This window comes from Acidovorax sp. 59, from assembly GCF_002754175.1.
GTDB classification, from domain to species: domain Bacteria; phylum Pseudomonadota; class Gammaproteobacteria; order Burkholderiales; family Burkholderiaceae_C; genus Acidovorax; species Acidovorax delafieldii.
Genome location: NZ_PEET01000001.1, coordinates 406431 through 431773, shown reverse-complemented (window position 1 = coordinate 431773; position 25343 = coordinate 406431). Strand labels below are relative to the sequence as shown.

Sequence of the window (25343 nt, the reverse complement as noted above, 5' to 3'; positions counted from 1 at the left end):
CCGGTCGTATAGCTCAGTTGGTTAGAGCGCAGCATTCATAATGCTGATGTCGGTGGTTCAAGTCCACCTACGACCACCAAATACAAAAACCCACAGTGCGGCAACCCACTGTGGGTTTTTTCTTTCAGGCGAGCCTCAGAACCTGTTCCTGTGCCCATCGAAGCACAGAGCCGCTTGACTTGTCAGAGGGATATGCCACGCTGGCAACCCCTTCTAAAATTGTGCCTTCAGCCCCTGGATGTAAACCATGAACCGCTGCACCACACCCTCTCCCAGCCGCTACCCCGCCCAGCGGGTGCCCCGCTTTTTCCATGCCGCATGGATGGCCGTGGTGACCTGTGCGGCCCTCTGCGCCGTGGCACCGGCCTCGGCTCAAGTCCAGCCAGGCCTGGGCCTCTCACGCCCCTTCCCCGAAGCCGCACTGCGGGGCACGCTGAGCATCAACACCGCATCCGAAGCCACACTCAATGGCAAGACCATCCGCATGGCCCCCGGCATGCGGCTGTTCAGCCCCCAGAACACCTTGGTCATGGCACACACGGTGCTGGGCCAGACCTTCAAGGTCAACTACGTGCTGGAGAACAGCACCGGCATGCTGCATTCCGCATGGATCCTGACCGAAAGCGAGGCCGCACAGCCCCGCAAGGGCAGCGACGCCATCGTCACCAACATCACGACCGGCTCGGGCGCCGCTCTGAAGTAACTCCTTTCCGGTGCGGCCGCACAGCCACCGCGCCGTTGTGACATTCACAGTCTCCGCACCACGCCGGGTGCGGTGTTTGCTTGCTCTTTTGCGAAATTGCCATGGCCAAAAAAGTCTTTATCAAAACCTTCGGCTGCCAGATGAACGAGTACGACTCGGACAAGATGGCCGACGTGCTGAACGCCGCCCAAGGCTACGAGCCCACGCAGAACGTGGACGAAGCCGACCTCATCCTCTTCAACACCTGCTCGGTGCGTGAGAAGGCGCAAGAAAAGGTTTTCAGCGACCTGGGCCGCATCAAGCACCTGAAGGCACGCGGCGTGAAGATTGGTGTGGGCGGGTGCGTGGCCAGCCAGGAGGGCGCCGAGATCATCAAGCGCGCGCCCTACGTGGACGTGGTGTTCGGCCCCCAGACCCTGCACCGCCTGCCCGAGATGCTCAACCAGCGTGAACGGCTGGACAAGCCCCAGGTGGACATCAGCTTTCCCGAAATCGAGAAGTTCGACCACCTGCCGCCCGCGCGTGTGGAAGGCGCGTCGGCCTTTGTGTCGATCATGGAAGGCTGCAGCAAATATTGCAGCTACTGCGTGGTGCCCTACACCCGTGGCGAAGAGGTGAGCCGCCCATTCGACGACGTGCTGGTCGAAGTGGCGGGCCTGGCCGACCAGGGCGTGAAGGAAATCACCCTGCTGGGCCAGAACGTGAATGCCTACCTGGGCAAGATGGGTGGCACGGCAGAGATTGCCGACTTTGCGCTGCTGCTCGAATACGTGTCGGACATCCCCGGCATCGAGCGCATCCGCTACACCACCAGCCACCCCAACGAATTCACGCCCCGACTGATCGAGGCCTATGCCAAGCTGCCCAAGCTGGCCAGCCACCTGCACCTGCCCGTGCAGCACGGCAGCGACCGCATCCTGATGGCCATGAAGCGCGGCTACACCGCCATGGAATACAAGAGCACGGTGCGCAAGCTGCGCGCCATCCGCCCCGACCTGGCCATGAGCAGCGACTTCATCGTAGGCTTCCCCGGCGAAACGGAAGACGACTTCAACAAGATGATGAAGCTCATCGACGATATCCACTTTGACAACAGCTTCAGCTTCATCTTCAGCCCCCGCCCCGGCACGCCCGCTGCAGGCTTGCACGACGAAACGCCGCACGAGGTGAAGCTGCGCCGCCTGCAGCACCTGCAGGGCGTTATCAACGCCAACATCAAGTCCATCAGCGAAAGCCGCGTGGGTACGGTGCAGCGCATTCTGGTGGAGGGCGCCTCCAAGCGCGATGCGGGCGAACTGATGGGCCGCACCGAATGCAATCGGGTGGTCAACTTTGCCGGGCAGCCCCGCCTGGTGGGGCAGATGGTGGATGTGACCATTACCGAAGCCAAGGCCTACACCCTGCGGGGCGAGGTGCTGACGCACGAAACCGCCGCACTGGCCGGCTGACGCGCGGGCACAGACGCCGCGCACGCCGACCCACCTGGCTGCAATGCCCACCCAGAGCCCCCCACCCACGGCACCGCCACCCGCCGAAGGCCTGCTGCATGGCCTCTCTTTCCAGCAACTGTTGCTGCTGGCATTCGTGCTGATTGCAGGCTTGCTGGGAGTCAGCTCACTGAGGGCCTTGCACACGTTGGAGCAGCTCATGGTGCTCAGCCGCCATGGCGTGGCCGAGGCCACTGCACTGGCCACGGCCGCACAAGGCCTGAACCAACGCGGGCAAGCCCTGGAACGTGCGGCGCGGCAGTCCCTGGTGCTGCGTGATGCGCCGCTGCGCCGCAGCTTCGACGACATGGCGGTCGATGCGCTCACCGTAGTGGACCACCTGCAGGCCGCAGGGTTGCCGTCCGCGCAGACGCAAGCGTGGCGCACCCACCTGGAGGCCGTCAAAACCTTGCTGGACGCACCGCCAGACCGTGCGCTCGACAATGAACGCCTGGTCGCCGAGGAATTCATGGCCCTGGAAACCCTGCACGGCACCATGGTGCAGTCGGTGCAGGACATCAACACCCAGCGCAACCAGGCGCTGCAGGACCAGGTGGAGAACAGCCGCCGCAACGTGACGCACCAGGTAGTGGGCGCCATTGTGCTGGCGTTGGTGCTGGCGTTGTCGCTGGGCATCTGGCTGGCGCGACCGTTCAAGCGTCTCGAAGGCGCCATCCGGCAGCTGGGCGAAAACCAGCTGGACGAGCCGGTGCAGATCTCCGGCCCGGACGACGTGCGCCGGCTGGGGCAGCAACTGGAGTGGCTGCGGCTGCGGCTGCTGGAGCTGGATGCCGACAAGGCACGCTTCCTGCGCCACGTGTCCCACGAACTCAAGACGCCGCTGGCCGCGCTGCGCGAAGGCGTGGCACTGCTGCAGGATGGCGTGACGGGCGAGCTCACCGCAGGCCAGCGCGAGGTCGCGCAAATCCTGCACCACAACACGCTGCAGCTGCAAGGTGAGATCGAGGCCCTGCTGCGCTTCAACGCCGCCGCCTTCGAGGCACGGCAACTGCAGCGGCGCGACACCGATCTGCTGGCCCTGCTGGAGGCCCAGGTCGAGACACAGCGGCTGCAGTGGCAAGCCAAGGGCCTGACCGTGCGGGTAGAGGGGCAGCCCGTGCGCATGCTGGTCGATGCCGACAAGATCACCTCCGCCGTCAGCAATCTGCTGTCTAACGCCATCCGCTTTTCACCTCCCCAGGGCACGGTGCGGCTGGTGCTCTCGCAACCTCCCGGCCAGGTGCGCCTGGACGTCTTCGACCAGGGGCCCGGCGTGGACCGGGTGGACCGCGACCGCGTGTTTGAACCCTTTTACCGGGGTGTTCGCCAACCGGACGATGCCGTGCGCGGCACCGGCATCGGGTTGTCCATCGTGCAGGAATATGTGCAGGCCCATGGCGGCAGCGTGCGCCTGGTGGACGAAGGCGCACACTCCTTCTTTCGCATCGAACTTCCCCATGCCGCCTAGCACTCCCCCTCTGTCCTCCCACGCGCTGCGATGGCCGCTGCTTGCCCTGGGCGCCGTGCTGGCAGGCTGCGCCACCACCGCGCCCCCACCTGCCCCCTCCAAGCCACCTCCGGTAGCCATGATCATTGCCGTGCCTGTAGCCCCGGCGATCGAAGTCGGCGCCACCGAAGCACGCGATACGGAGACCGATAGCAAAGCCCCCATTGCCCTGCTCCTGACCCAGACAGACCGTGTACTCAAGCTGCCCCCGGCCGAACTCGCCAGGGAAATTGCCCGACTGAGCGAAGCGGAGGACGCCACGGCCGACACGCCGTTGCTATTGGCCACGGCCCTGGCACAAACGCGCCAGGCCGTGGACACCGCCCGTGCGCTGGGCCTGGTGCAGCGCGTGCTGGGCAACACCGGCGCCGCAGCGCAACCCTTGCACCCGCTGGCCCGGCTGCTGGAGGCACGGCTGCTGCAACAACGCCGGCTGGAGGATCAGCTCGACCGCCAGGCCCAGCAGCTGCGCGACAGCCAACGCCGCAATGACCAGCTCAGCGAACGCCTGGAGGCCGTGCGCGCCATCGAGCGCAGCCTGAGCACGCGCCCAGCACCGCCACCCTCCGCCCCCGCCGCGCCTGCAGCGAGTAATGGCGCGGCGCCACGGCCCGCCCCCTGACCGACCTACCCGCCATGCCCTCTTCCGCCCCCACCCGCGCCGCCCCACCCGCCCGCATCCTGGTGGTGGACGACGACGCCGACATGCTGCGGCTGCTGTCATTGCGCCTGAAAGCCGCCGGGCACGACGTGGTGGCCGTGGGCTCTGCCGAAGCGGCGCTGGCGCAGCTGGACATTGCGCGCCCGCAGTTGGTGCTCAGCGATGTGCGCCTGCCAGGGCGCGACGGCCTGGCCCTGTTTGACGAAGTGCGTGCCCGCCACCCCTCTCTGCCCGTGATCCTGCTGACCGCACACGGCACCATTCCCGATGCGGTGGAGGCCACGTCGCGCGGGGTGTTCACCTACCTGACCAAGCCCTACGACGGCAAGGAGCTGCTGGATAAGATCGCACAGGCGCTGGCGCTCAGCGCCCCTGCCGTGGCGCAGCCGCATGCTAACGAGGACTGGCGGGCCGAGATCGTGAGCCGGTCGCACCGCATGACGGACCTGTTGTCCGAGGCGTACATGGTCGCCCAGTCCGACGCCAGCGTGCTGCTGCGCGGCGACAGCGGCTCGGGCAAGGAGCTGCTGGCACGCGCCATCCACCGGGCGAGCCCGCGCGCAGCCCGCCCGTTTGTGGCCGTCAACTGCGGCGCCATCCCCGAGGCGCTGCTGGAGTCCGAGCTGTTCGGCCACGTCAAAGGCGCCTTCACCGATGCGGTGAGCAACCACAAGGGGCTGTTCCAGGCTGCGGACGGCGGCACCCTGCTGCTGGATGAGATTGGCGACATGCCCCCGGCCCTGCAGGTCAAGCTGCTGCGGGTGCTGCAGGAGCGCGCCGTGCGCCCCGTGGGTGCCAGCCAGGCCACGCCCATCGACGTGCGCATCATCTCGGCCACGCACCGGGACCTGGAGGCCGCCATGGCCAGCGCGCAGTTCCGCGAGGACCTGTATTACCGGCTGAATGTGGTGTCGCTGGTGCTGCCCACCCTGGCCGAGCGGCGCGAAGACATCGCGCTGCTGGCCAATCACTTTCTGGACCGCCTGTCCCGCAAATACGACAAGCGCCTGTCTGGCTTTGCGCCAGAGGCGCTCAAGGCACTGACCACCGCCGCCTGGCCGGGCAACGTGCGCCAGCTCTACAACGTAGTCGAGCAGGTGTGCGCCCTGTCCACCACTCCCCTGGTGCCCCTGACGCTGGTGCAGCGCGCACTCCGCACCCCGTCCACCCAGGTGCTGAGCTTTGCGGAGGCCCGCCAGCGTTTCGAGCGCGAGTACCTGGTGGGCCTGCTCAAGATGACCGATGGCAATGTGGCCGATGCGGCGCGGCTGGCGCAACGCAACCGCACCGAGTTCTACCGCCTGCTGCAAAAGCACGCGCTGACGCCGGGGCAGTTCAAGCAGGATGCAGGCGATGCGGACGATGTCGTGGATGAGCGACACGAATAAGTCATTGATTTACTGGGTGTTTTGATCCAACCACCCACCCCTTGTCGCCATCCAGCGACAAAAAGCGGGGGCTGATCGGCTCCCACGGGCAATCGCACAACCGCTTACACACAGAGTCCCCTCCAACCCGTTGATTTCAAAGCATTTTTTGCAGCTGGCACAGGGTTTGCCCTATGCCTGGCATGCACGCAGTTTTTCCCTCCTTTTTCCGCCACATAGGACGGCACGCAGGGCCCGCAATAGCCCTGGCCACCGCCCTGCTGGCCGGCGGCGCGCACGCACAGGGCTTTGACTTCGAGAGCGTGACCCGCCTCGCCCGCGAACGCGCCAGCCAACCCTACCGGCCCGTGAGCGACAGGCTCCCGGCCGACCTCGCAAAGCTCAACTACGACCAGGTGCGCGACATCCGCTGGCGCCCTGATCGCGCCCTGTGGCGCGCCGAGAAGCTGCCTTACGAGGCCATGTTCTTCCATCTGGGGCTCTACCAGAAGGAGCCTGTGCTGATCAACGAGGTGACGCCCCAGGGCGTGCGCCACATCCCCTACAGCCGCGCGGACTTTGACTACGGCAAGAACCAGCTGCGGCCCGAGGCCTGGGGCGACCTGGGCTTTGCAGGCTTTCGTCTGCACAACCACCTGAACTCCAGTGCCTACAAGGACGAGCTGGTGGTCTTTCAGGGCGCCAGCTACTTCCGCGCTCTGGGCAAAGGCCAGCAGTACGGCCTGTCGGCGCGCGGGCTGGCCATCGACACCGTGGGCGGCCGGGGCGAGGAGTTCCCCCGCTTCACCGAGTTCTGGCTGGTGCGGCCCGACCCGCTGTCCACCCAGGTCACGGTGTACGCACTGCTCGACTCGCCACGCGCCACGGGCGCCTACCGCTTTGACATCCAGCCGGGCCCGCAGACCACCACCACGGTGCGCAGCCGCATTTTTGTGCGTGCCGCCTCCGGCAACCCATCCATCGCCACGCTGGGCGTTGCGCCGCTGACCAGCATGTTCTTCTTCGGCGAGAACCAGCCACGCAAGGAAGACTTCCGCCCCGAAGTGCATGACTCCGACGGACTCATGGTGGCCACCGGCGAAGGCGAATGGCTGTGGCGCCCGCTGCAGAACCCCCGGCAGACGCTGGTCACCTCGTTCGCCACCAAAAACCCCAAGGGCTTTGGCCTGATGCAGCGCGATCGCCAGTGGAGCAGCTACGAGGATGTGGAAGCCCGCTACGAACGCCGCCCGAGCGCCTGGGTGCGCCCGCTGCATGACTGGGGCGCCGGCCGCGTGGAGCTGGTGCAGCTGAACACCCCGGACGAGACCCACGACAACGTCGTGGCGTATTGGGTGCCCGCCCAGATGCCCGCCCCCGGCCAGCCGCTGGAATTTGCCTATGAACTGAGCTGGCAGGGCGATGAGCAGCAGCGCCCACCCAGCGCCTGGGCCACCCAATCGCGCCGCGGCATGGGCTACACCAAGTTGTCGGCCCAGGAACTGCGCCAGCAGGTGCAGTACGTGGTCGATTTCGAGGGCCCTGCCCTCAAGGCCCTGCCTGCCGAAGCCACTGTGAAGGCTGTAGTGACCAGCGATGCCAACGGCAAGGTGCTGGAAAACATTGCCTACGTCAACCCCGCCACCGGCGGGTGGCGCATGACCGTTCGCATCCAGCGCCTGCAGGCCGACCGGCCGGTAGAGCTGCGCGCTTTTCTCCAACACGATAACCACGCTGTGAGTGAAACATGGACGCACATCAGTCTTCCCGAGTAAGCCCTCATGACCCCCACGGCACCCACGCATCCACAGGCCCGGCCGTGGTCGCGCGGCGCGGTGTGGCCTACCCCCGGCCAACCCCCAGCCGACGCAGCACGTTGCGCGAAGAGCGCCACCCCAATGCAGTGACGGCACCGCCTCTGCACCGCGGCTCCATGGTGCCCCTGCCCTGGCGCGGCTTCTGGAACAGCGTAGGCACCGCCGTGCTGCTGCGCCTGACAGGCCGTACATCTCCGCAACCCGCATCGACTACGGTGGCACAAGCTCCCGCTGAATCCACCGCCGCTTGGCAAGGCGCAGCGCAGCGCCGCCGCTGGACGTTTGCGCTGCTCACCGTGCTGGCCACCGCACTGGCCAGCACCCTGTTTGCCAGCGTGCAGCCCGACTATGAAAACGCGTGGCTGGGCTACGGCCAGATTGCGTTGTTTGCGCTGCTGTCCGCCTGGGTGGTGACCGGCTTTTTGACCGGGCTCATGGGCTTTTGGGTGATGTTGCGCGGCGACCGGCATGCGTTGTCGGCACGCAGCGTGGCAGATCACGCGCTGGCTTCCGACGCCCGCACTGCCATCATCATGCCGATCTGCAACGAAGACGTGGCCACCGTGTTTGCCGGGCTGCGCGCCACCTGCGAGTCGGTGGCCGCCACCGGCCACGGCACCACGTTCGATGTGTTTGTGCTCTCCGACAGCAACGACCCCGCCATTGCCAGCGCCGAGCGCGCCGCCTGGGAAGAGCTGCGCAGCGCCCTGGCGCAGCACAGCCAGCAACCCCAGGTGCAGGTGTACTACCGCCTGCGCACACGCCGCACCCACCGCAAGGCAGGCAACGTGGCCGACTTCTGCCGCCGCTGGGGCAAGGACTACCGCTACATGGTGGTGCTGGACGCCGACAGCGTGATGAGCGGCGACTGCATCATCTCCATGGCCAAGCTGATGGAAGCCAACCCCACGGCCGGCATCATTCAGACCGCTACGCAGGCCATCGGCCATGTGACGCTGCACGCCCGCGCGCAGCAGTTTGCCTCGCGCGTCACGGGTCGTCTGTTCACTTTAGGCATGCAGTACTGGCAGCTGGGCGAATCGCACTACTGGGGCCACAACGCCATCATCCGCGTGGCACCGTTCATGCAGCACTGCGCGCTGGCGCCCATCCCCGGCAAGGGGGGCCTGGCTGGCGGCATCATGTCGCACGACTTTGTGGAAGCCGCCCTCATGCGCCGCGCGGGCTACCACGTGTGGCTGGTGGGCGACCTGATCGGTAGCTATGAGCAACAGCCGCCCGACCTGCTGGCCGAGCTGCAGCGCGACCGCCGCTGGTGCCAGGGCAACCTGCAAAACGCGCGCCTGATGGCCGAGCCCGGTATCCACGCGGTGCACCGATCCATGTTCGTCACCGGTGCCATGGCCTATCTGTCGGCGCCGCTGTGGCTGGCCTTCATGACTCTCGGTACGGCGCTGTGGCTATCGGGCGCCAAGCTGGTAGCGGACTGGCACATCCTGCCCGCCGAGCTGCTCGCCCTGTGGGTCTGGACCTTGTGCCTGCTGTTCTTGCCGCGCATCCTGGGCGTGGCCGCAGTGTTCATGCGCCGCGAGCAAAAGCAGTACGGCGGCGCTTTCAGCCTGCTCAAGAGCGCCGTGCTGGAGAGCGTCATGGCCATCCTGCAGGCGCCGGTGCGCATGCTGGCGCATTCGTTGTTTGTGTTGATCGCGTTGACTGGCCTGAAGTTGGAGTGGAAGTCGCCCCCGCGCGCAGCCCATGCCGTGCCCTGGCGCCACGCCGTGCGCCAGCTGGCCCCCATGAGCGCAGTGATCGCCCTGCTGGCGGCGGGCGTGGCGCTGATCGACAGCAGCGCGCTGTTGTGGCTGATGCCTGTGGGCTTGCCGCTGGCACTGGCAATTCCGCTGGCGGTGTGGACCAGCCAGATCGCGCTGGGCCGTGCGCTGCGTGCCCAGCGACTGCTGCTGATTCCTGAAGAGTCGTGGTCGCCCCCTGTGCTGCGCCGCGCCTGGCTGCATGCGGGGCGCATGGGGCGGCCCATGGCCTCGCAAACCGCCTGAGGTGCCAGACCGCACCATCGCTCCCAGCCGGGCGGGCCATAAAAAAGCCGACACATGTCGGCTTTTTTTCACTCATATTTTCATAGCATCTCAGGCATATGGTTGTAGCGCCTGGTGCCAAAAAGGCTTGAAAACCTTTCAGAAAGGCATCTTGGGCATACCTCCGCCGCCCATGCCCTTCATGCCGCCCATGCGCTTCATCATCTTCATCAGGCCGCCGCCCTTCATCTTCTTCATCATGCCCTGCATCTGCTCAAACTCCTTGAGCAGGCGGTTGACCTCCTGCACATGCACGCCCGCCCCGTTGGCGATGCGCTTCTTGCGCGTGGCCTTGATGAGTTCGGGCTTGCGGCGCTCCAGGGGAGTCATGCTCTGGATGATGCCTTCCTTGCGCTTGATGTCCTTTTCGGCCTTGTCCATGTCCAGCGAACCGGCCTTGGCGGTGAGCTGAGAGGGCAACTTGTCCATCAGGCTGGACAGCCCGCCCATCTGCTTCATCTGCTGGATCTGCGAGAGAAAGTCGTTCAGGTCGAACCCGTCACCGCTCTTGACCTTGGCCGCCAACTTTTGTGCGGCCTCCATGTCCACCCCGGCCGTCACCTGCTCCACCAGCGCCACGATGTCGCCCATGCCCAGGATACGGCCCGCATGGCGTTCGGCATCGAACACTTCCAGCCCGTCGATCTTCTCCGAGACACCCGCAAACTTGATGGGCGCCCCCGTGATCTGGCGCACGGACAGCGCGGCACCGCCGCGCGAGTCGCCGTCCAGCTTGGTGAGCACGATGCCGGTGAGGGGCAGCGCCTCCTTGAAGGCCTTGGCGGTGTTGATGGCGTCCTGGCCCTGCATGGCATCGACCACGAACAGGGTTTCGACCGGGTTCAGCGCGGCGTGCAGGTCCTTGATTTCCTTCATCAAGGCTTCGTCGATGGCCAGGCGACCGGCCGTGTCGACCAGCAGCACGTCAAAGTAGTGCTTCTTGGCGTAGTCCAGCGCGGCGTGGGCAATGTCGAGCGGCTTCTGGTCGGGCGTGCTGGGAAACCATTCGGCGCCGGCCTGCTTGGTCACGGTCTTGAGCTGCTCGATGGCGGCCGGGCGGTACACGTCGCCCGACACGGTCAGCACCTTCTTCTTGCGCTTTTCAATCAGGTGCTTGGCCAGCTTGGCCGTGGTGGTGGTCTTGCCCGCACCTTGCAGGCCGGCCATCAGGATGACGGCGGGCGGCTGGGCGGCCAGGTTGATGTCGGCCACGCCCTCGCCCATGGTGGCGGCCAGTTCGCGGTTGACGATGCTGACCAGCGTCTGCCCGGGCTTGAGCGATCCCAGCACCTCCTGGCCCAGGGCCTTTTCCTTGACGCGGGCGATGAAGTCGCGCACCACGGGCAGGGCCACGTCGGCTTCGAGCAGCGCCATGCGCACTTCGCGCAGCATGTCCGTGACATTGGACTCGGTGATGCGGGCCTGGCCACGCATCTCCTTGACGAGGCGCGTGAGTTTGTCGGTAAGGGCGGAGGCCATAGGGGTGTTTCCGGTATTGGCTGCGCGCCGTCAACAACGGCGTTGTGCGCGCAGCCCCGCCAGGGCGCTGGCGGTGGGCGAAAGGCTAAACTGTGCCCATGATTTTAACGAGTAGCTCTCCGGTCAGTTGGCTGCTGGCCCTGGCCGCTGCCGTGGCTTATGCCGTGCCTGCCGCCGCAGCCTCCCGCCTGGGAGCGGCAGCGGCGCGCAATGCACTGCTGGTGGCGTGGTTGCTGCATGGCGCCGTGCTGATGTGGGGCCTGTGGGGCGAAGCGCCCCGATTCGGTTTTGCGCCCGCGCTGTCGATGACTGCATGGCTGGTGCTCACGGTGTATGCCGTGGAGCGGCAGTTGTTTCCGCAAATGCAGTCGCGCTGGGTGCTGGCAGGCCTGGGCGCGGCAGCCATTGTGCTGGCCATGTTGTTCCCGGGGCAGCCCCTGCACGTGTCTGCATCGGCCTGGCTCCCCTTGCACCTGGCGTTGGGCATTGCGTGTTATGGGCTGTTTGCAGCGGCGGTGGTGCACGCTTGGCTCATGACACGCGCCGAACGCCACATCCGGCAGGCTGAAGACCCGCACAGCGGCATCCCACTGCTGACACTGGAGCGACTGACCTTCCGGTTCGTGACGGCGGGGTTTGTGCTGCTCACCGCCACCTTGCTGGCCGGGTGGCTGTTTGGCGAGACGCTGTATGGCCGGGCCTGGCGGTGGGACCATAAGGCCGTGTTCTCGATGCTCTCGTGGCTGACCTTCGCCACCCTGCTGCTGGGCCGCGCGCGGTTTGGCTGGCGGGGCCGCAACGCGGTGCGTGTGTTGTATGCGGGCTCGGCCCTGTTGCTGCTGGCCTATGTGGGCTCGCGTTTTGTATTGGAAGTTGTTCTGGGCCGCAGCACATGAAATACCTGGTCTTGTTGGTCGTCATCGCGGTGGCGGTGGGTATCTGGCGCAGCCGCCGCGCTCCTGATGCGGCGGCGCCCAAGGCGCCCCCCGCCCCGCCGGCCCTGCCACAGGACATGCTGGCCTGCGCGCACTGCGGCGTACACGTCCCGCAGGCCGAAGCCCTGATGCTGGGCAGCCAGGCCTATTGCAGCGCCGAGCACCGGCGGCTGGGCCCGGCCTGAGCGGCGCGGCCCCATTGTGACCATGCAAGCCGTGTCCGCAGGTTCCCTGCCGCCTTCGGCAGACGCGCCCTTCGCGCGGCTGTGGCTGGGTTTCCTCACCGGCCGCGTCATGGTGGCCCTGGCGCTCTTGGTGCTGCAAGGCGCCGGGCAGCTCATCAATCAAGCGGTGGGGCCCACCCTGCTGGCTGTCTGCGTGGCCTACCTGGTGGCTACGGTGGTCGTGCGTGTGCTCTCGCGCCGGGGCCCGCCCTCGCCGAGCGCAGGGCCGCAGTGGCTACCCTCCATCGGGGTGGACCTGGCCGCGATCACGGCGTTGCAGCTCTTGCATGCGGGCACCATGAACTACACGCCGCTGTTCGGCCTGCCCATCTTGATCGCTGCGGTGATGGGCACGCTGGCGCTGGCCCTGGGCACCACTGCAGCGGTCACCCTGCTGCTGCTGGGCTGGGCCTGGTGGGTGGGGCAGTACAGCACGGGCGACGAAGGCCAGCGCTACCTGCAAAGTGCACTGACCGGCACGGGCTACTTCATTGTGAGCTATCTGGTGCACCAGCTGGCCACCCGCCTGGCGCGCGAACAGGAAGTGGCACAACAAAGCCAGATCGCAGCGCGCGTGCAAACGCAGGTCAGTGCACTGGTCATCCAGAACCTGACCGACGGGGTGCTGGTGGTGGACGAGACCGACGTGGTGCGCATTGCCAACCCCGCAGGGCTGCAGCTGCTGGGCGGCATGGCGCTGACCGAGTTGCCGTTTGCCCTCACATCCACGGCTCCGTGGCACCCCCTGGTGATCCTGGCGCGGCGCACCTTCCGGCACGAACAACCCCAGACGGCCGACGTCGATCTGCTGCACGAAGGCCAGAGCCCCACCGGCCTGCATGTGCGCACCTGGCTCACATCCACCCGCAACGCGGCCTTGCAAACGCGCTCCGAACGGCTGTGCGTGATGTTCCTGCACGACCTGCGGGAAATGGAAGCGCGGCTGCGCACCGAAAAACTCGCGGCCATGGGCCGCATGTCCGCCGCAGTGGCCCATGAGATCCGCAACCCGCTGGCGGCCATCGTGCAGGCCAATGCCCTGCTGGAAGAAGACCTGCACGACCCCGCACAAAAACGGCTGGCGCACATGGTGCAGCAAAACGCCGACCGCCTGGCCCGCATCGCCGAAGAGGTGCTGGACATTGCCCGCGTACAGCACCAGATCAGCCATGCCCCTGCCTCGACCGTGGCGCTGGACGAGACAGTCGCCCAGATCTGGAACGACTGGCAGGCCCAGGACCCCGCCCGGCGGCGCGCCCTGGTGTCGCTGGACACGGGCGCCACCCAGGTGGAGTTTGACGCCGAGCACCTGCGTCGGGTGCTCGTCAATCTGCTGGACAACGCCCTGCGCTACATGGGCCCGGAGCCCGACTCACTGTCGGTGACCACGCGCAACACGCCCGCTGGCCAGGTCAGCCTGCAGGTGTGGAGCGACGGTGCCCCGATGGACAAATCCGTGGAGCGGCATTTGTTCGAGCCCTTCTTCTCGTCGGAGAGCCGCTCCAGCGGCTTGGGTCTCTATATTTGCCGGGAGCTGTGCCAGCGCCATGGCGCCTCCATCAGCTACCAGCGCCTGAACCGCCACGCCGCACGCGGTGACATCGGAGGCAACGCCTTTACTGTGGGCTTCCGCCGCACGACCCGCCCCGCCGACAATGCCACCTTGTTTGACACCATCGTGGTCTGACTGCCGCCTCCATGAACGCCCCTGCCGCCTCCATCCTTGTCGTTGACGACGAACCCGATCTGCGCACCCTGTACGAGCTGACCCTGCTGCGCGAGGGGTACCGGGTCGAGACCGCGTCGAGCGTCCAGGAGGCGCGTGATCAGCTCAAGGCCCACCGCTTTGACGCCGTGATTACCGATATGCGGCTGCCCGACGGGTTTGGCATGGAGCTGCTGCAGGACCTGCGCGACCAGCAACGGCGCGAACGCTGCGTGGTCATGACCGCCTACGGCTCGGCAGAGAACGCGGTCGAGGCGCTGCGCGCCGGGGCCTTCGACTACCTCACCAAACCCGTGGATCTCAAGCAGTTCCGCTCGGTGGTGGCATCGGCCATCCAGGGTACCGGCGGCGTTCCGCCTCCGCGTGCAGCGCGCACCAGCGGGTCGAGCCGCTCGGCCAACGCGGCGGTAGGTAACGAATTCGGTGGCGCCAACGCCGCCCTGGACCGCCTGGTGGGCGAGTCTGATGCCATCCGCAACGTCAAGCAGCGCGTGGCCAAGGTATCGCGTGGCATGGCGCCGGTGCTGATCCATGGCGAGTCGGGCACGGGCAAGGAGCTGGTGGCCCAAGCCCTGCACGCCAGCAGCCAGCGTGCTGACGGGCCCCTGGTCGCCGTGAACTGCGGGGCCATCCCCGAGAACCTGCTGGAAGCTGAATTTTTTGGCGCCCGCAAGGGCTCCTACACCGGCGCGTCGCAAGACCGTGACGGCTACTTCCAGGCCGCACGCGGGGGCACATTGTTCCTCGACGAAATCGGCGACCTGCCGCTGGCCATGCAGTCCAAGCTGCTGCGCGCCATCCAGGAGCGCAGCGTGCGGCCACTCGGCTCCACCCAGGAAGAGACGGTGGATGTGCGCATTGTGAGCGCCACCCACCGCGATCTGGCGGCCGATGTGCAGGCCGGCCGGTTCCGCCAGGACCTGTACTACCGGCTCAATGTGATCGAGATCGTCATCCCGCCGCTGCGGGAGCGCCGCGAGGACCTGCCCGCACTGTGCGCAGCGCTGCTCACCCGCATTGCCCACGAGTCGGGCATGCCGGTGCCCCAACTCACCGACCGGGCACTGAACGCCATTGCCGCCCACCCGCTGACCGGAAATGTCCGCGAGCTGGAAAATCTGCTGCACCGCGCAGTGGCATTGAGCGACGGGGACGAGTTGCAGGTGGATGCGCCAAGCGGCGCGTCAGATGTGCAGATGGCACGCCTAGCACCGCCCACGCTTGTGCCCGCGCCAGAGGGATCGGCGGTGTCCGCCGCCTTCTCTGCCGGGCCCCACGCTTCGACGTCTGCAGACACAGGCCAGGGCCCTCAGCCCCTGGCCAACGGCTGCACGGTGCCACTGCCCAGCGACCTGCAGGCCTGGTTGGACCAGCAGGAGCGGGAGATCCTGATCCGCGCGCTGAAAGAAGCCGGGTTCAACCGTACCGCCACAGCCGCACGCCTGGGCATCAGCCTGCGCCAGATTCGCTACCGCATCGCCCGTCTGAACATCGCCGTGCCCAATGACCAGGACCCGCATGACGAACTGGGCTGACAGTGCACCAGCGGCAGACATGGCGCCCTGGGAGGGCGGCTGGTACAGGACCGCTCAGCGGCTCGCATCTCCAAACCACGGGCCGCGCCCGGTACAGACCTCGCAAGTCGATCTGATCGTGGTGCATTCCATCAGCCTGCCGCCGGGCGAATACGGCGGCGGTGCCGTGCAACAGCTGTTCACCAACACCCTGGACTGGGATGCGCACCCCTACTACCAGGGCATCCGCGGATTGCAGGTCTCCGCGCATTTTTTCATCGAGCGCACCGGGGTGCTGTGGCAGTTTGTGGATTGCGACTTGCGCGCCTGGCATGCCGGGCAATCGTTCTACCGGGGGAGGAGCCAGTGCAACGACGATTCCATCGGCATTGAACTGGAAGGCCTGGAGGGCCTGCACTTCGAGTCGGCACAGTACGAAACCCTGGCCAGGGTCTGCCAGGACATTGCGCTGCGCTATCCCATCGAGCACATCGCAGGGCATGAACACATTGCCCCGGGACGTAAGTTGGACCCAGGCCCGGGCTTTGACTGGCCACGACTGCAAGGGGCGTTGGACTGGCCCGCGCAGCGATTCCCGCTGAACACGCGGGCGGACCCCTTGCAGCTTCGCTGACGCCGCACTTTCACTGTCGTACGGGCGCATCAAGACATTTTTTTCTTTGTGCGCTTGCACATATTTTTGCAGCCAAGCGCTGCGCGGCCTGGCGCAGGAAATCCGCCGCCAAGGTACGCCACTGCACGGTTTTGCATCGCCCACATCGCATTCACAAGGGCTCGCCACAGGCACCGGTTGCGTACGCAACGGGGTTGAGAACATGCTGTTTCGGTTTTGGGGACTCATTCCGGCGGTACACTACCGGTAGTGTCTTGAACCGCCTCGACACACCATATATAGTGTGCACCAGACTGAAGTCCGGTGCAGCACCCACACACTGCGGCGGCACTCCAGGCCGCACGCCCACCCCAGACAGCCCACAGAAGAGGACCCCCATGCAAGCTGCTTTGAACACGCCTTCCCCATCGCCCACCGCCTCTACGGATGCCCCCACGCACGCTGCGGCGGCCGCAGCTTCCGGGCACCCACTCACGCATTACCAGATCATTCGCCGCAACGGCGCGGTAGTGCCGTTCGAGCCCCAAAAAATTGCGGTGGCGATGATGAAGGCGTTTCTGGCAGTGCACGGCACGCAGGGCGCTGCCTCTGCCAGCGTGCGTGAGGTAGTGGACACGCTCACCCAGAACGTGGTCCGCGCCCTCATGCGCTCGCGTCCTGGCGGCGGCACCTTCCACATTGAAGATGTGCAGGACCAGGTCGAGCTGGGCCTGATGCGCGGCGAGCACCATGAAGTCGCCCGAGCCTACGTGCTGTACCGCGAGCGCCGCACGCAGGAACGCGCTCACCACCTGGAACAGCTAGCACCCGCCACCCCGGTGCTGCACGTGATCGACAACGGCCAACGCGTGCAGCTGGACATCCTGCGCCTGCACGCCTTGATCGAGTCGGCCTGCGCCAACCTGGGCGCCGACATCCAGGCAGCCCCCATCGTCGCAGAGACCATGCGCAACCTGTATGACGGCGTTCCCATGGACGAGGTCTACAAGGCGTCCATTCTGGCGGCCCGCACCCTGATCGAAAAAGATCCTGACTACACCTACGCCACGGCCCGCCTGCTGCTGCACACCATCGTGCGCGAGGTGCTGGGGCGTGACGTAGCCCAGAGCAACATGGGCCAGGCCTACAAGGACTATTTCCCCACCTTCATTCAGAAGGGGGTGGACAACGAGCTGCTGGACGAGCGCCTGCTCAAGCAATACGACCTGAACCGCCTGGGCGCCGCGCTCAAGGCCGAGCGCGACCTGCAGTTCGACTACCTGGGCCTGCAGACGCTGTACGACCGCTACTTCCTGCACGTCAAGAAGACCCGCATCGAGCTGCCCCAAGCCTTCTTCATGCGCGTGGCCATGGGCCTGGCGCTCAATGAAACCGACCGCGAAGCCCGGGCCATCGAGTTCTATGAAGTGCTCTCGTCGTTCGATTTCATGTCGTCCACCCCCACGCTGTTCAACAGCGGCACGCTGCGCTCGCAGCTGTCGAGCTGCTACCTGACCACGGTGCCCGACGACCTCGATGGCATTTACGAGTCGATCAAGGAAAACGCCTTGTTGTCCAAGTTTGCTGGTGGCCTGGGCAACGACTGGACCCGCGTGCGCGCCCTGGGCTCGCACATCAAGGGCACCAACGGCGAATCGCAGGGCGTGGTGCCCTTCCTCAAGGTGGTCAACGACACGGCCGTGGCCGTGAACCAGGGCGGCAAGCGCAAGGGCGCCGTCTGCACCTACCTGGAAACCTGGCACCTGGACATCGAAGAGTTCCTGGAACTGCGCAAGAACACCGGCGACGATCGCCGCCGCACGCACGACATGAACACGGCCAACTGGATCCCTGACCTGTTCATGCGCCGCGTGATGGAAAAGGGCACCTGGACGCTGTTCTCCCCTTCTAACGTGCCCGATCTGCACGATCTGTTTGGCGCCGACTTTGAAAAGGCCTACGTGGCCTACGAAGAAAAGGCTGCACGCGGCGAGATCAAGCCCGCCAAGACCATCCAGGCCACGGACCTCTGGCGCAAGATTCTCACCATGCTGTTCGAGACTGGCCATCCCTGGATCACGTTCAAGGATGCCTGCAATGTGCGCTCGCCCCAACAGCACGCCGGTGTGGTGCATTCGTCTAATCTGTGCACCGAGATCACGCTCAACACCAGCGACACCGAAACTGCCGTGTGCAACCTCGGCTCGGTGAACCTGCTGCAGCACATCAAGAACGGCCAGATCGACCACGACAAGCTCAAGAAGACCATCACCGTGGCCATGCGCATGCTGGACAACGTGATCGACATCAACTACTACGCAGTCAACAAGGCCCGCGACTCCAACCTGCGCCACCGCCCCGTGGGTCTGGGCGTGATGGCTTTCCAGGACAGTCTGTATGCGCTGCGCATTCCTTACGCCTCGCAAGAGGCGGTGGAATTCGCCGACAAGTCGATGGAAGCCATCTGCTACTACGCCTATTGGGCGTCCACCGAGCTGGCCAAAGAGCGCGGCAAGTACTCGAGCTATAAGGGCTCGCTGTGGGATCGCGGTATCCTGCCTTTCGACACGCTGGACATGCTCTCGCAGGCCCGTGGCGGGTATGTGGAAGTGGACCGATCGTCCACGCTGGACTGGGATGCCCTGCGCAAGAAGATTGCACTGGACGGCATGCGCAACTCCAACTGCGTCGCCATTGCCCCCACGGCCACCATCTCGAACATCATTGGCGTCGATGCCTCGATCGAGCCTTCGTTCGGCAACTTATCGGTCAAGTCCAACCTGTCGGGCGAGTTCACGGTCATCAACGGCGGCCTGGTGCGTGACCTCAAGCGCCTGGGCCTGTGGGATGACGTGATGATCATGGACCTCAAGCACTTCAAGGGTTCGCTGCACCCCATCGACCGCGTGCCCCAGGACATCAAGGCGCTCTACTCCACAGCCTTCGAAGTCGAACCCCAGTGGCTGGTGGAAGCCGCATCACGCCGCCAGAAGTGGATCGATCAGGCGCAGAGCCTCAACATCTACATGGCCGGCGCGTCGGGCAAGAAGCTCGACGACACCTACAAACTGGCGTGGGTGCGCGGCCTCAAGACCACCTACTACCTGCGCACCCAAAGCGCTACGCACGTCGAAATGAGCACCGTGAACACACGCCAGCTCAATGCAGTGTCATCAGGCAATGACAGCGGCGCATCGGCAGCTTCAGCCACCGCAGCGGCCAAGCAAAAACCGCTGGAAGCCGCTGCCGCAACGGCCTCTCAGCAGGCTGCAGCCGTGCCAGCCACGGACGTCAAGTTCTGCGCCATCGACGATCCTGGCTGCGAGGCCTGCCAGTAAGCACTTTGCCAGCAACGCCTCGGGCTCGCCCGAGGCGTTGCTCCGGTGCTGTGAAGCAACAAAACCTTGCTGCACAACGCTTCAGTGCTTTCCTTTTCGCAGCACTGCTTTCATAATCCGAACACTGGAAAATCTATGTTGACCTGGGACGAAGAAGTCAAGCCCTCATCGCAAAATCAACTGGACGGCGGTCTGCCCAACAACCGCCAGGTGGGACAACCGCCTCTCGCTTTCCAGACGCCTTCGCTGCAGCCTTTGAGCACCTCGGCCCCAGCAGCAAGCGCCACCACCACACCCGTCGCCGCAGCAGCACACCGCCGTGTGAACGCTGCCGACAAGCGCATCATCAACGGCCAGACCGACGTCAACCAGCTGGTGCCTTTCAAGTACAAGTGGGCGTGGGAGAAATACCTCGCCACCTGCGCCAATCACTGGATGCCCCAAGAGGTGAACATGACGCGTGACATCGCGTTGTGGAAGGACCCCAACGGCCTGACCGAAGACGAGCGCCGCATCATCAAGCGCAACCTAGGCTTCTTCGTCACCGCCGATTCGCTGGCCGCCAACAACATCGTGCTGGGCACGTACCGCCACATCACGGCCCCTGAGTGCCGCCAGTTCCTGCTGCGCCAGGCGTTCGAAGAAGCGATCCACACCCACGCGTATCAGTACATCGTCGAATCGCTGGGTCTGGATGAAAGCGAAATCTTCAACGCCTACAACGAAGTCCAGTCGATCCGCGACAAGGACGAATTCCTGATCCCCTTCATCGAAGCGATCATGGATCCGTCTTTCAAAACCGGCACGCCCGAGACCGACCAGACCCTGCTCAAGTCGCTGATCGTTTTCGCGTGTCTGATGGAAGGCCTGTTCTTTTACGTGGGCTTCACGCAGATCCTGGCATTGGGTCGCCAGAACAAGATGACCGGCGCTGCTGAGCAGTACCAATACATCCTGCGCGATGAGTCGATGCACTGCAATTTCGGCATCGACTTGATCAATCAGCTCAAGCTCGAAAACCCCCACCTGTGGACCGCAGAGTTCAAGGCCGAGATCAAGGCACTGTTCCTCAAGGCCGTGGAGTTGGAATATCGCTACGCCGAAGACACCATGCCCCGTGGCGTGCTGGGCATGAATGCTTCCATGTTCAAGGGCTACCTGCGCTACATCGCCAACCGCCGCGCCACGCAGATCGGGTTGGAGACGCTGTTCCCTAATGAAGAGAACCCGTTCCCGTGGATGAGCGAGATGATCGATCTCAAGAAGGAGCGCAACTTCTTCGAGACCCGGGTTATTGAATACCAGTCCGGTGGTGCGCTGTCCTGGGACTAGCGCCTTTTTTGCAGGCCACACCACCATGGATTTTTACACCACGCCCAGCAACGACAGCGCCGCAGAGCGCTGCCCTGCGGGGCGTTCCCGTGTTCATGGAGATGGAGTTTTCATCCATCTCCATGGATCGCTCTCTGTCCACTGCAGACAGGAAGTGCTCTTTGCAAATTGACCCAAGGAGAACATGATGGCAACTGCGAAAAAACCGGCCGCTAAGAAGGCTGCTCCCGCGAAAAAGGCTGCAACGGCCAAACCCGTAGCCGCCAAGAAGGCTGCACCTGCCAAGAAGGCAGCAGCACCGGCAAAGAAAGCCGCTCCTGCCAAGAAGGCTGTAGCTGCGAAGAAGGCTGCACCCGCCAAGAAGGCAGCAGCACCGGCAAAGAAAGCCGCTCCTGCCAAGAAGGCCGTAGCTGCGAAGAAGGCTGCACCCGCCAAGAAGGCAGCAGCACCGGCAAAGAAGGCCGCTCCTGCCAAGAAGGCCGTAGCTGCGAAGAAGGCTGCACCCGCCAAGAAGGCAGCAGCACCGGCAAAGAAAGCCGCTCCTGCCAAGAAGGCCGTAGCTGCGAAGAAGGCTGCACCCGCCAAGAAGGCAGCAGCACCGGCAAAGAAAGCCGCTCCCGCCAAGAAGGCCGCAGTAGCCAAGAAGGCCGCAGTAGCCAAGAAGGCCGCAGCACCTGCCAAGGCAGCCCCCGCAAAGAAAGCTGCCCCGGCCAAGAAGGCCCCCAAGGCGCCTGCCCCTGCGGCCGCTGCCCCTGCAGCACAAACCACGCTGAACCCTCAGGCAGCCTGGCCTTTCCCTACGGGCAACAAGCCCTGATCCTGGCGCGCCACGCGCTCAACCCGGTGCAAACGCACCGGGTTTTTTTTCGTCTGTATGCAGGTCTGGGCACTCCCAAGAGCTACCTGGCAAGCAAGCTGCGTTGTACAGCACTGGGCAGCGCAACGCAGGCGACACTGGCTGGGAGGATTAACCCAACGGATCGAAATCCAGCGTGTAGTTCTGTGGGCCACGTTGCGCGATCTTGAGAGCGCCAACCCGGTTGCCTAGCTCCGCACAACGCACGAGGGACCAGCCCTTTTCCAGACCAAACAGCAGCGCGCCGCGCCAGGCATCCCCGCAACCCGTGGGGTCCACCACCGCTGCAGGCGCCACAGAGGGTACATGGGTTTTTTCACCATCCACCCAGACCTCGCAGCCCTCTGCGCCCAGCGTCACCACCAGCCCCTGCACCTTGCGGGAGATATCGGCCAAAGACCAGCCGGTGCGGTCGCAGAGCATTTTCCCCTCATAGTCATTGACGGTGACCCAGGTGGCCTGGTCGATGAACTGCGCCAGCTCCTGCCCATTGAACATGGGCAAGCCCTGACCTGGATCGAACACAAACGGGATACCCGCCGCCACGAACTGGGCCGCATGCTCCAGCATCGCGTCACGCCCGTCCGGCGCGATGATCCCCACGCTGACACTGTTGTCTGCACCAATTCGATTGGCATGGGCCTGCATCATGGCGCCAGGATGGAAAGCCGTGATCTGGTTGTTGTCACGGTCCGTCATGATCATCGCCTGCGCGGTGTAGGTGTCCTGCACCTGCCCAACGTGTCGGGCGCTGATACCCAGCGACTGCAGTCGCTGCAGATAGTCAGCACCGTCACTGCCCAACATGGCCATGGGCAGCGGCTCGCCACCGAGCAGCTTGAGGCTGTAAGCAATGTTGCCAGCACACCCCCCGAAGTCGCGGCGCAACGACGGGACAAGGAAGGACACATTCAGGATATGGAGCTGATCCGGCAGGATCTGCTCCGCAAAACGCCCCTCGAAAGTCATGATGGTGTCGAACGCCAGGGAACCACAAATGAGGGCAGCCATAGATAGTGAAACTCGGTAAGTTGTTGGGAGAAAAATCAGGGATAGAACGCAAGCAGCCGGTAGCCCGCCACGCGCGCACCGCCGGTGGTCACGAGCACCGACACCGAGGTGCCCCACTCACCTTTCGCGGGCAGCTCTGCTGGAGCCGCCATATCGGTAGGCAGCAGAACCCGCCGCAATACGGCCTGATCCTGCGCATCGGTAAGGGTCAGCTCCACCGCAGGCATGGCCAGTGGAATGGTGGCGGTGCTCTTCATCGTCAGCGCTAGCTGGTAACTGTCACCCCGGGCTTTGTTGAAAGAAGAACTGTCGATGACCACATCGGCAATCTGGCGCACAGGGGCAAGTTCGCAGCGCAAGGGCTCGCACAGTTTCACCAACCAGGGCCGGGTACGCACATCCAGGGCTGCAATGCGGTCACGCTCCTGCACCGCAATCTGCAAAGCCAGCCCCAGCAAGGAGACGATGAACCCCAGCCACAAAACCATCCGCACGACCGGCTTGCGCCAAAACGCCTTGCGGCGCGCAGCCACCACAAAGCTGACCTCGGGGTCTGACGCCTGGTTGTCGGCCTCATCGTCGTCGTCGTCAACAGCGGGTCTGGGGCGCGCCTGCAGGATGGCGGCATGCGAATCGTCCTTCACCAACTCCATCGCCGGAGCCTCTGGCGCAACCTCCTTCGACACAAAGTCCACAGAAGGCAACGCGGGCGCAAGCGGGGTGTGCACAGCAACGGGCGACGTAGGCTCAGATTTCTGAGCATCGCCTGAAAGTCCAGCACCGGTATCGGATGACGGAGCGAGAGCAACAGGCGCTACCGGAGGCTGTGCAAGCTCTGCTGAGTGACTCGCGCGCTCCTCTGTGGCATCCACATCCATGGTTGCGTTCAGCGCTACCTCGGAATCGCGAAGTTCGGCAAACGGCAGTTCATAGCCTGCCAGGCTGGGGGACGCAGGAACCGGTGGCACAGCTCCACCAAACAAACTGCCGCGTCCATCAGCGACGTCTTGCGCCGCGTCGGATGGCATCGTGACGGCGGAATGCTCTTGCCCGGCCACATGAACGGCAGGGGACGGACCATCCAAACGAGGCGCCGTGTCCGGTATCACCACCGGCTCTGGAGCATCAGCAGGCGCTGTGACGGATGGCGATGCCCCAGCCTCCGCCGCTGTCGCAGTCCGCGATGCACTGTGGGCTCTCCATGCAAACGGCGCGGCGACCTCCTCGCCCAAGACATCCGACGAGACTTCCGTGCGAGCCGCGGCAGTAAGAAAAGCAGGTACCGCAGGACTGGGAATATCGAGCACCGGAGCAGCAGGTAAATCACTGTCCATGCCATACGGAAATGCGTCCATGGCGGCGGTTGCGGCAACCTCGGTGGCGGAGGTTGAAGCACTGCGGATGGCGGGAGTGCCTGCCTTGTCCACATCCTGCGGGGCAGGCGGGGTACCGGTGGGCGACTTGCCTCCACCCCAGGCTCCCAGTGCATCCGGCTTGCGCGCTATGGGCGCAGTGGGTGCGCGCAGGTCCGTGAGCGATACATCGGGCAGTAGCGCAGCCGGTGCCACAGGCAGCAAATGGGCCGAGGCATCGAATACCTCCTTGCATTGGCCGCAGCGCACCCATCCTTCAGAGATGCGCAATTGGTCCGCCACAACCTTGAAGGTGGTGGCGCAGGACGGGCAGCGGGTGATCTGGCTCATCAGCGATGGATTGTAGAGGCCGTGCCAAGGCTGCCAGAACGGCGCCCGCGCACCTTCAGCGGCGCGCAGTCATCAAGATCCAGCCGTCCTCGGCATCCGCCACTTCCAGCGGCAGCCAGGGCGCGTAGGCCTCCTTGAGCTCATCCGCCTGGCGCTCCAGAATGCCTGCCAAAACCAGATTCCCACCCACAGCCACATAGCTGCACAGCAGTGGGGCCAATACACGCAACGGAGTGGCCAGGATATTGGCCAGCACGGTCTGGTATTCGCCTTGCGCCTTGTCGGGCAGGCCCGCTTTCAGCGTGACCTGATTGGCCTGGGCGTTTTGCACCGTGGACTCCACGGCAGCCGGGTCGATATCCACCGCATCAATGTCCGTGGCACCGAACTTGGCAGCACCGATGGCGAGGATGCCGGAGCCACACCCGTAGTCCAGCACGCGCCCCAGCAGGTTGCCCTGCTCAGGTTGCGTTGCGCCATGGCGCGCAATCCAGCGCAGGCACATGCGCGTGGTGGGATGGGTGCCCGTGCCAAACGCCAAGCCAGGGTCCAGCCGGATGCTCCGCACTGCCTGGGCGGGCAACTCATGCCAGGTAGGCACGATCCAGAAATCCGGGGTGATGTCCACCGGCGCAAATTGCGACTGCGTCAGCCGCACCCAGTCCTGCTCGGGCACCGGGGTGACACCCAGCACCTGGCAGCCCACAAAAAAGTCCTGCACCACCAGCAACTGCTGCGCTTCACGGGCCGCCACCTCGGAGGGGAACAAGGCCACCACGCGGCTGCGTTGCCAGCCATCCTTGGGCGGAGGCATGCCAGGCTCGCCAAACAGCGCCTGTTCAGCGTCGGTCTGGGCATCGGCGTCTTCTACCGACACGGACAGCGCGTCCAGCGCGTCCAGCGCATCGCTGACCGCTTCAATCCGGTCCTCGGGGCACATCAGACTCAGCTCAAACATAGGCATCTCTCAGAAAAAGTGAAATGCTGGCACCCGTTGCCAGGAGCCAGCATGT

19 protein-coding genes, 1 tRNA gene and 1 pseudogene are annotated in these 25343 nt (G+C 64.9%); 16 read left to right on the top strand and 5 right to left on the bottom strand.

Annotated elements, in window-relative coordinates:
• Positions 1–2 precede the first annotated feature (2 nt).
• The 8 genes from CLU87_RS02035 to mdoH all read left to right on the top strand — a co-directional run bounded on the left by CLU87_RS02035 (position 3) and on the right by mdoH (position 9560).
• A tRNA-Met gene (locus tag CLU87_RS02035) sits at positions 3–79 on the top strand.
• Positions 80–247: 168 nt separating this feature from the next.
• On the top strand, positions 248–703 hold the full coding sequence (locus CLU87_RS02030) for a hypothetical protein (protein ID WP_233193684.1): 456 nt from the start codon (positions 248–250) through the stop codon (positions 701–703).
• 101 nt (positions 704–804) lie between these two features.
• Complete coding sequence (gene miaB, locus CLU87_RS02025; RefSeq protein WP_099729327.1) at positions 805–2151, top strand: tRNA (N6-isopentenyl adenosine(37)-C2)-methylthiotransferase MiaB; 1347 nt, start codon at positions 805–807, stop codon at positions 2149–2151.
• 43 nt (positions 2152–2194) lie between these two features.
• Entirely contained in the window at positions 2195–3658 is a 1464-nt protein-coding gene (locus tag CLU87_RS02020; protein WP_099729325.1) for an ATP-binding protein, read from the top strand.
• On the top strand, positions 3648–4319 hold the full coding sequence (locus CLU87_RS02015) for a hypothetical protein (protein ID WP_233193683.1): 672 nt from the start codon (positions 3648–3650) through the stop codon (positions 4317–4319). Before CLU87_RS02020 ends, CLU87_RS02015 begins: the two co-directional genes overlap by 11 nt.
• 14 nt (positions 4320–4333) lie before the next feature.
• On the top strand, positions 4334–5746 hold the full coding sequence (locus tag CLU87_RS02010) for a sigma 54-interacting transcriptional regulator (protein ID WP_099729324.1): 1413 nt from the start codon (positions 4334–4336) through the stop codon (positions 5744–5746).
• 182 nt (positions 5747–5928) lie between these two features.
• Positions 5929–7500, top strand: coding sequence for a glucan biosynthesis protein G (locus tag CLU87_RS02005; RefSeq protein WP_233193682.1), 1572 nt, complete (start codon positions 5929–5931; stop codon positions 7498–7500).
• Complete coding sequence (mdoH, locus tag CLU87_RS02000; RefSeq protein WP_233193681.1) at positions 7473–9560, top strand: glucans biosynthesis glucosyltransferase MdoH; 2088 nt, start codon at positions 7473–7475, stop codon at positions 9558–9560. The genes CLU87_RS02005 and mdoH overlap by 28 nt, the downstream gene beginning before the upstream one ends.
• Positions 9561–9698: 138 nt before the next feature.
• Here the strand turns inward: mdoH and ffh are convergent, their stop codons facing one another.
• On the bottom strand, positions 9699–11078 hold the full coding sequence (ffh, locus tag CLU87_RS01995) for a signal recognition particle protein (RefSeq protein WP_056066312.1): 1380 nt from the start codon (positions 11076–11078) through the stop codon (positions 9699–9701).
• A 98-nt stretch (positions 11079–11176) separates the two neighbouring features.
• Between ffh and CLU87_RS01990 the strand changes: the two genes are divergently transcribed.
• The 8 genes from CLU87_RS01990 to CLU87_RS01955 all read left to right on the top strand — a co-directional run bounded on the left by CLU87_RS01990 (position 11177) and on the right by CLU87_RS01955 (position 21577).
• Positions 11177–11974 carry an inner membrane protein YpjD gene (locus CLU87_RS01990; RefSeq protein ID WP_099729320.1) on the top strand — a complete coding sequence of 266 codons (798 nt, stop codon included), beginning with the start codon at positions 11177–11179 and terminating at the stop codon, positions 11972–11974.
• Positions 11971–12198 carry a PP0621 family protein gene (locus CLU87_RS01985; RefSeq protein WP_099729319.1) on the top strand — a complete coding sequence of 76 codons (228 nt, stop codon included), beginning with the start codon at positions 11971–11973 and terminating at the stop codon, positions 12196–12198. The genes CLU87_RS01990 and CLU87_RS01985 overlap by 4 nt, the downstream gene beginning before the upstream one ends.
• A gap of 22 nt (positions 12199–12220) precedes the next feature.
• The gene (locus CLU87_RS01980; RefSeq protein ID WP_099729318.1) at positions 12221–13924 is read left to right on the top strand and encodes a nitrogen regulation protein NR(II); all 1704 of its coding nucleotides are present in this window, start codon (positions 12221–12223) and stop codon (positions 13922–13924) included.
• 11 nt (positions 13925–13935) lie between these two features.
• Positions 13936–15498 (top strand): sigma-54 dependent transcriptional regulator, encoded by a 1563-nt coding sequence (locus CLU87_RS01975; RefSeq protein ID WP_099729316.1) that lies wholly within the window; start codon positions 13936–13938, stop codon positions 15496–15498.
• Entirely contained in the window at positions 15482–16111 is a 630-nt protein-coding gene (gene ampD / locus CLU87_RS01970) for a 1,6-anhydro-N-acetylmuramyl-L-alanine amidase AmpD (protein ID WP_056746905.1), read from the top strand. Before CLU87_RS01975 ends, ampD begins: the two co-directional genes overlap by 17 nt.
• Before the next feature lie 377 nt (positions 16112–16488).
• The gene (locus CLU87_RS01965; protein WP_099729315.1) at positions 16489–19428 is read left to right on the top strand and encodes a ribonucleoside-diphosphate reductase subunit alpha; all 2940 of its coding nucleotides are present in this window, start codon (positions 16489–16491) and stop codon (positions 19426–19428) included.
• 135 nt (positions 19429–19563) lie between these two features.
• A complete protein-coding gene (locus tag CLU87_RS01960; RefSeq protein ID WP_056066330.1) occupies positions 19564–20760 on the top strand; it encodes a ribonucleotide-diphosphate reductase subunit beta in 1197 nt (398 codons plus the stop codon).
• A gap of 187 nt (positions 20761–20947) precedes the next feature.
• Positions 20948–21577 (top strand): histone, encoded by a 630-nt coding sequence (locus CLU87_RS01955; RefSeq protein ID WP_099729313.1) that lies wholly within the window; start codon positions 20948–20950, stop codon positions 21575–21577.
• 150 nt (positions 21578–21727) lie between these two features.
• On the opposite strand, the gene CLU87_RS01950 is transcribed toward CLU87_RS01955, so the two are convergent.
• The 4 genes and pseudogenes from CLU87_RS01950 to prmA form a co-directional block, all read right to left on the bottom strand.
• A complete protein-coding gene (locus CLU87_RS01950; RefSeq protein ID WP_056066336.1) occupies positions 21728–22627 on the bottom strand; it encodes a carbohydrate kinase family protein in 900 nt (299 codons plus the stop codon).
• A 35-nt stretch (positions 22628–22662) separates the two neighbouring features.
• Entirely contained in the window at positions 22663–23982 is a 1320-nt protein-coding gene (locus CLU87_RS01945) for a DUF3426 domain-containing protein (RefSeq protein ID WP_233193847.1), read from the bottom strand.
• A gap of 282 nt (positions 23983–24264) precedes the next feature.
• A pseudogene (locus CLU87_RS23640) lies at positions 24265–24330 on the bottom strand (zinc-ribbon domain-containing protein); the annotation flags it as partial.
• A gap of 55 nt (positions 24331–24385) precedes the next feature.
• Positions 24386–25288: a 50S ribosomal protein L11 methyltransferase gene (prmA, locus tag CLU87_RS01940; protein ID WP_099729311.1), complete on the bottom strand. Its 903-nt coding sequence runs from the start codon at positions 25286–25288 to the stop codon at positions 24386–24388.
• Positions 25289–25343: the final 55 nt, after the last annotated feature.

Bases quoted from the DNA above. Each gene is read 5' to 3' on its own strand.
- CLU87_RS02015 (WP_233193683.1), top strand. From the start codon at position 3,648: ATGCCGCCTAGCACTCCCCCTCTGTCCTCCCACGCGCTGCGATGGCCG.
- CLU87_RS01990 (WP_099729320.1), top strand. From the start codon at position 11,177: ATGATTTTAACGAGTAGCTCTCCGGTCAGTTGGCTGCTGGCCCTGGCC.
- CLU87_RS01955 (WP_099729313.1), top strand. From the start codon at position 20,948: ATGGCAACTGCGAAAAAACCGGCCGCTAAGAAGGCTGCTCCCGCGAAA.
- CLU87_RS01950 (WP_056066336.1), bottom strand. From the start codon at position 22,627: ATGGCTGCCCTCATTTGTGGTTCCCTGGCGTTCGACACCATCATGACT.
- CLU87_RS01960 (WP_056066330.1), top strand. From the start codon at position 19,564: ATGTTGACCTGGGACGAAGAAGTCAAGCCCTCATCGCAAAATCAACTG.
- ampD (WP_056746905.1), top strand. From the start codon at position 15,482: ATGACGAACTGGGCTGACAGTGCACCAGCGGCAGACATGGCGCCCTGG.
- CLU87_RS02010 (WP_099729324.1), top strand. From the start codon at position 4,334: ATGCCCTCTTCCGCCCCCACCCGCGCCGCCCCACCCGCCCGCATCCTG.
- ffh (WP_056066312.1), bottom strand. From the start codon at position 11,078: ATGGCCTCCGCCCTTACCGACAAACTCACGCGCCTCGTCAAGGAGATG.
- CLU87_RS02005 (WP_233193682.1), top strand. From the start codon at position 5,929: ATGCACGCAGTTTTTCCCTCCTTTTTCCGCCACATAGGACGGCACGCA.
- mdoH (WP_233193681.1), top strand. From the start codon at position 7,473: ATGGACGCACATCAGTCTTCCCGAGTAAGCCCTCATGACCCCCACGGC.
- CLU87_RS01985 (WP_099729319.1), top strand. From the start codon at position 11,971: ATGAAATACCTGGTCTTGTTGGTCGTCATCGCGGTGGCGGTGGGTATC.
- CLU87_RS01965 (WP_099729315.1), top strand. From the start codon at position 16,489: ATGCAAGCTGCTTTGAACACGCCTTCCCCATCGCCCACCGCCTCTACG.
- miaB (WP_099729327.1), top strand. From the start codon at position 805: ATGGCCAAAAAAGTCTTTATCAAAACCTTCGGCTGCCAGATGAACGAG.
- CLU87_RS01975 (WP_099729316.1), top strand. From the start codon at position 13,936: ATGAACGCCCCTGCCGCCTCCATCCTTGTCGTTGACGACGAACCCGAT.
- prmA (WP_099729311.1), bottom strand. From the start codon at position 25,288: ATGTTTGAGCTGAGTCTGATGTGCCCCGAGGACCGGATTGAAGCGGTC.
- CLU87_RS02020 (WP_099729325.1), top strand. From the start codon at position 2,195: ATGCCCACCCAGAGCCCCCCACCCACGGCACCGCCACCCGCCGAAGGC.
- CLU87_RS01980 (WP_099729318.1), top strand. From the start codon at position 12,221: ATGCAAGCCGTGTCCGCAGGTTCCCTGCCGCCTTCGGCAGACGCGCCC.
- CLU87_RS01945 (WP_233193847.1), bottom strand. From the start codon at position 23,982: ATGGACGCATTTCCGTATGGCATGGACAGTGATTTACCTGCTGCTCCG.
- CLU87_RS02030 (WP_233193684.1), top strand. From the start codon at position 248: ATGAACCGCTGCACCACACCCTCTCCCAGCCGCTACCCCGCCCAGCGG.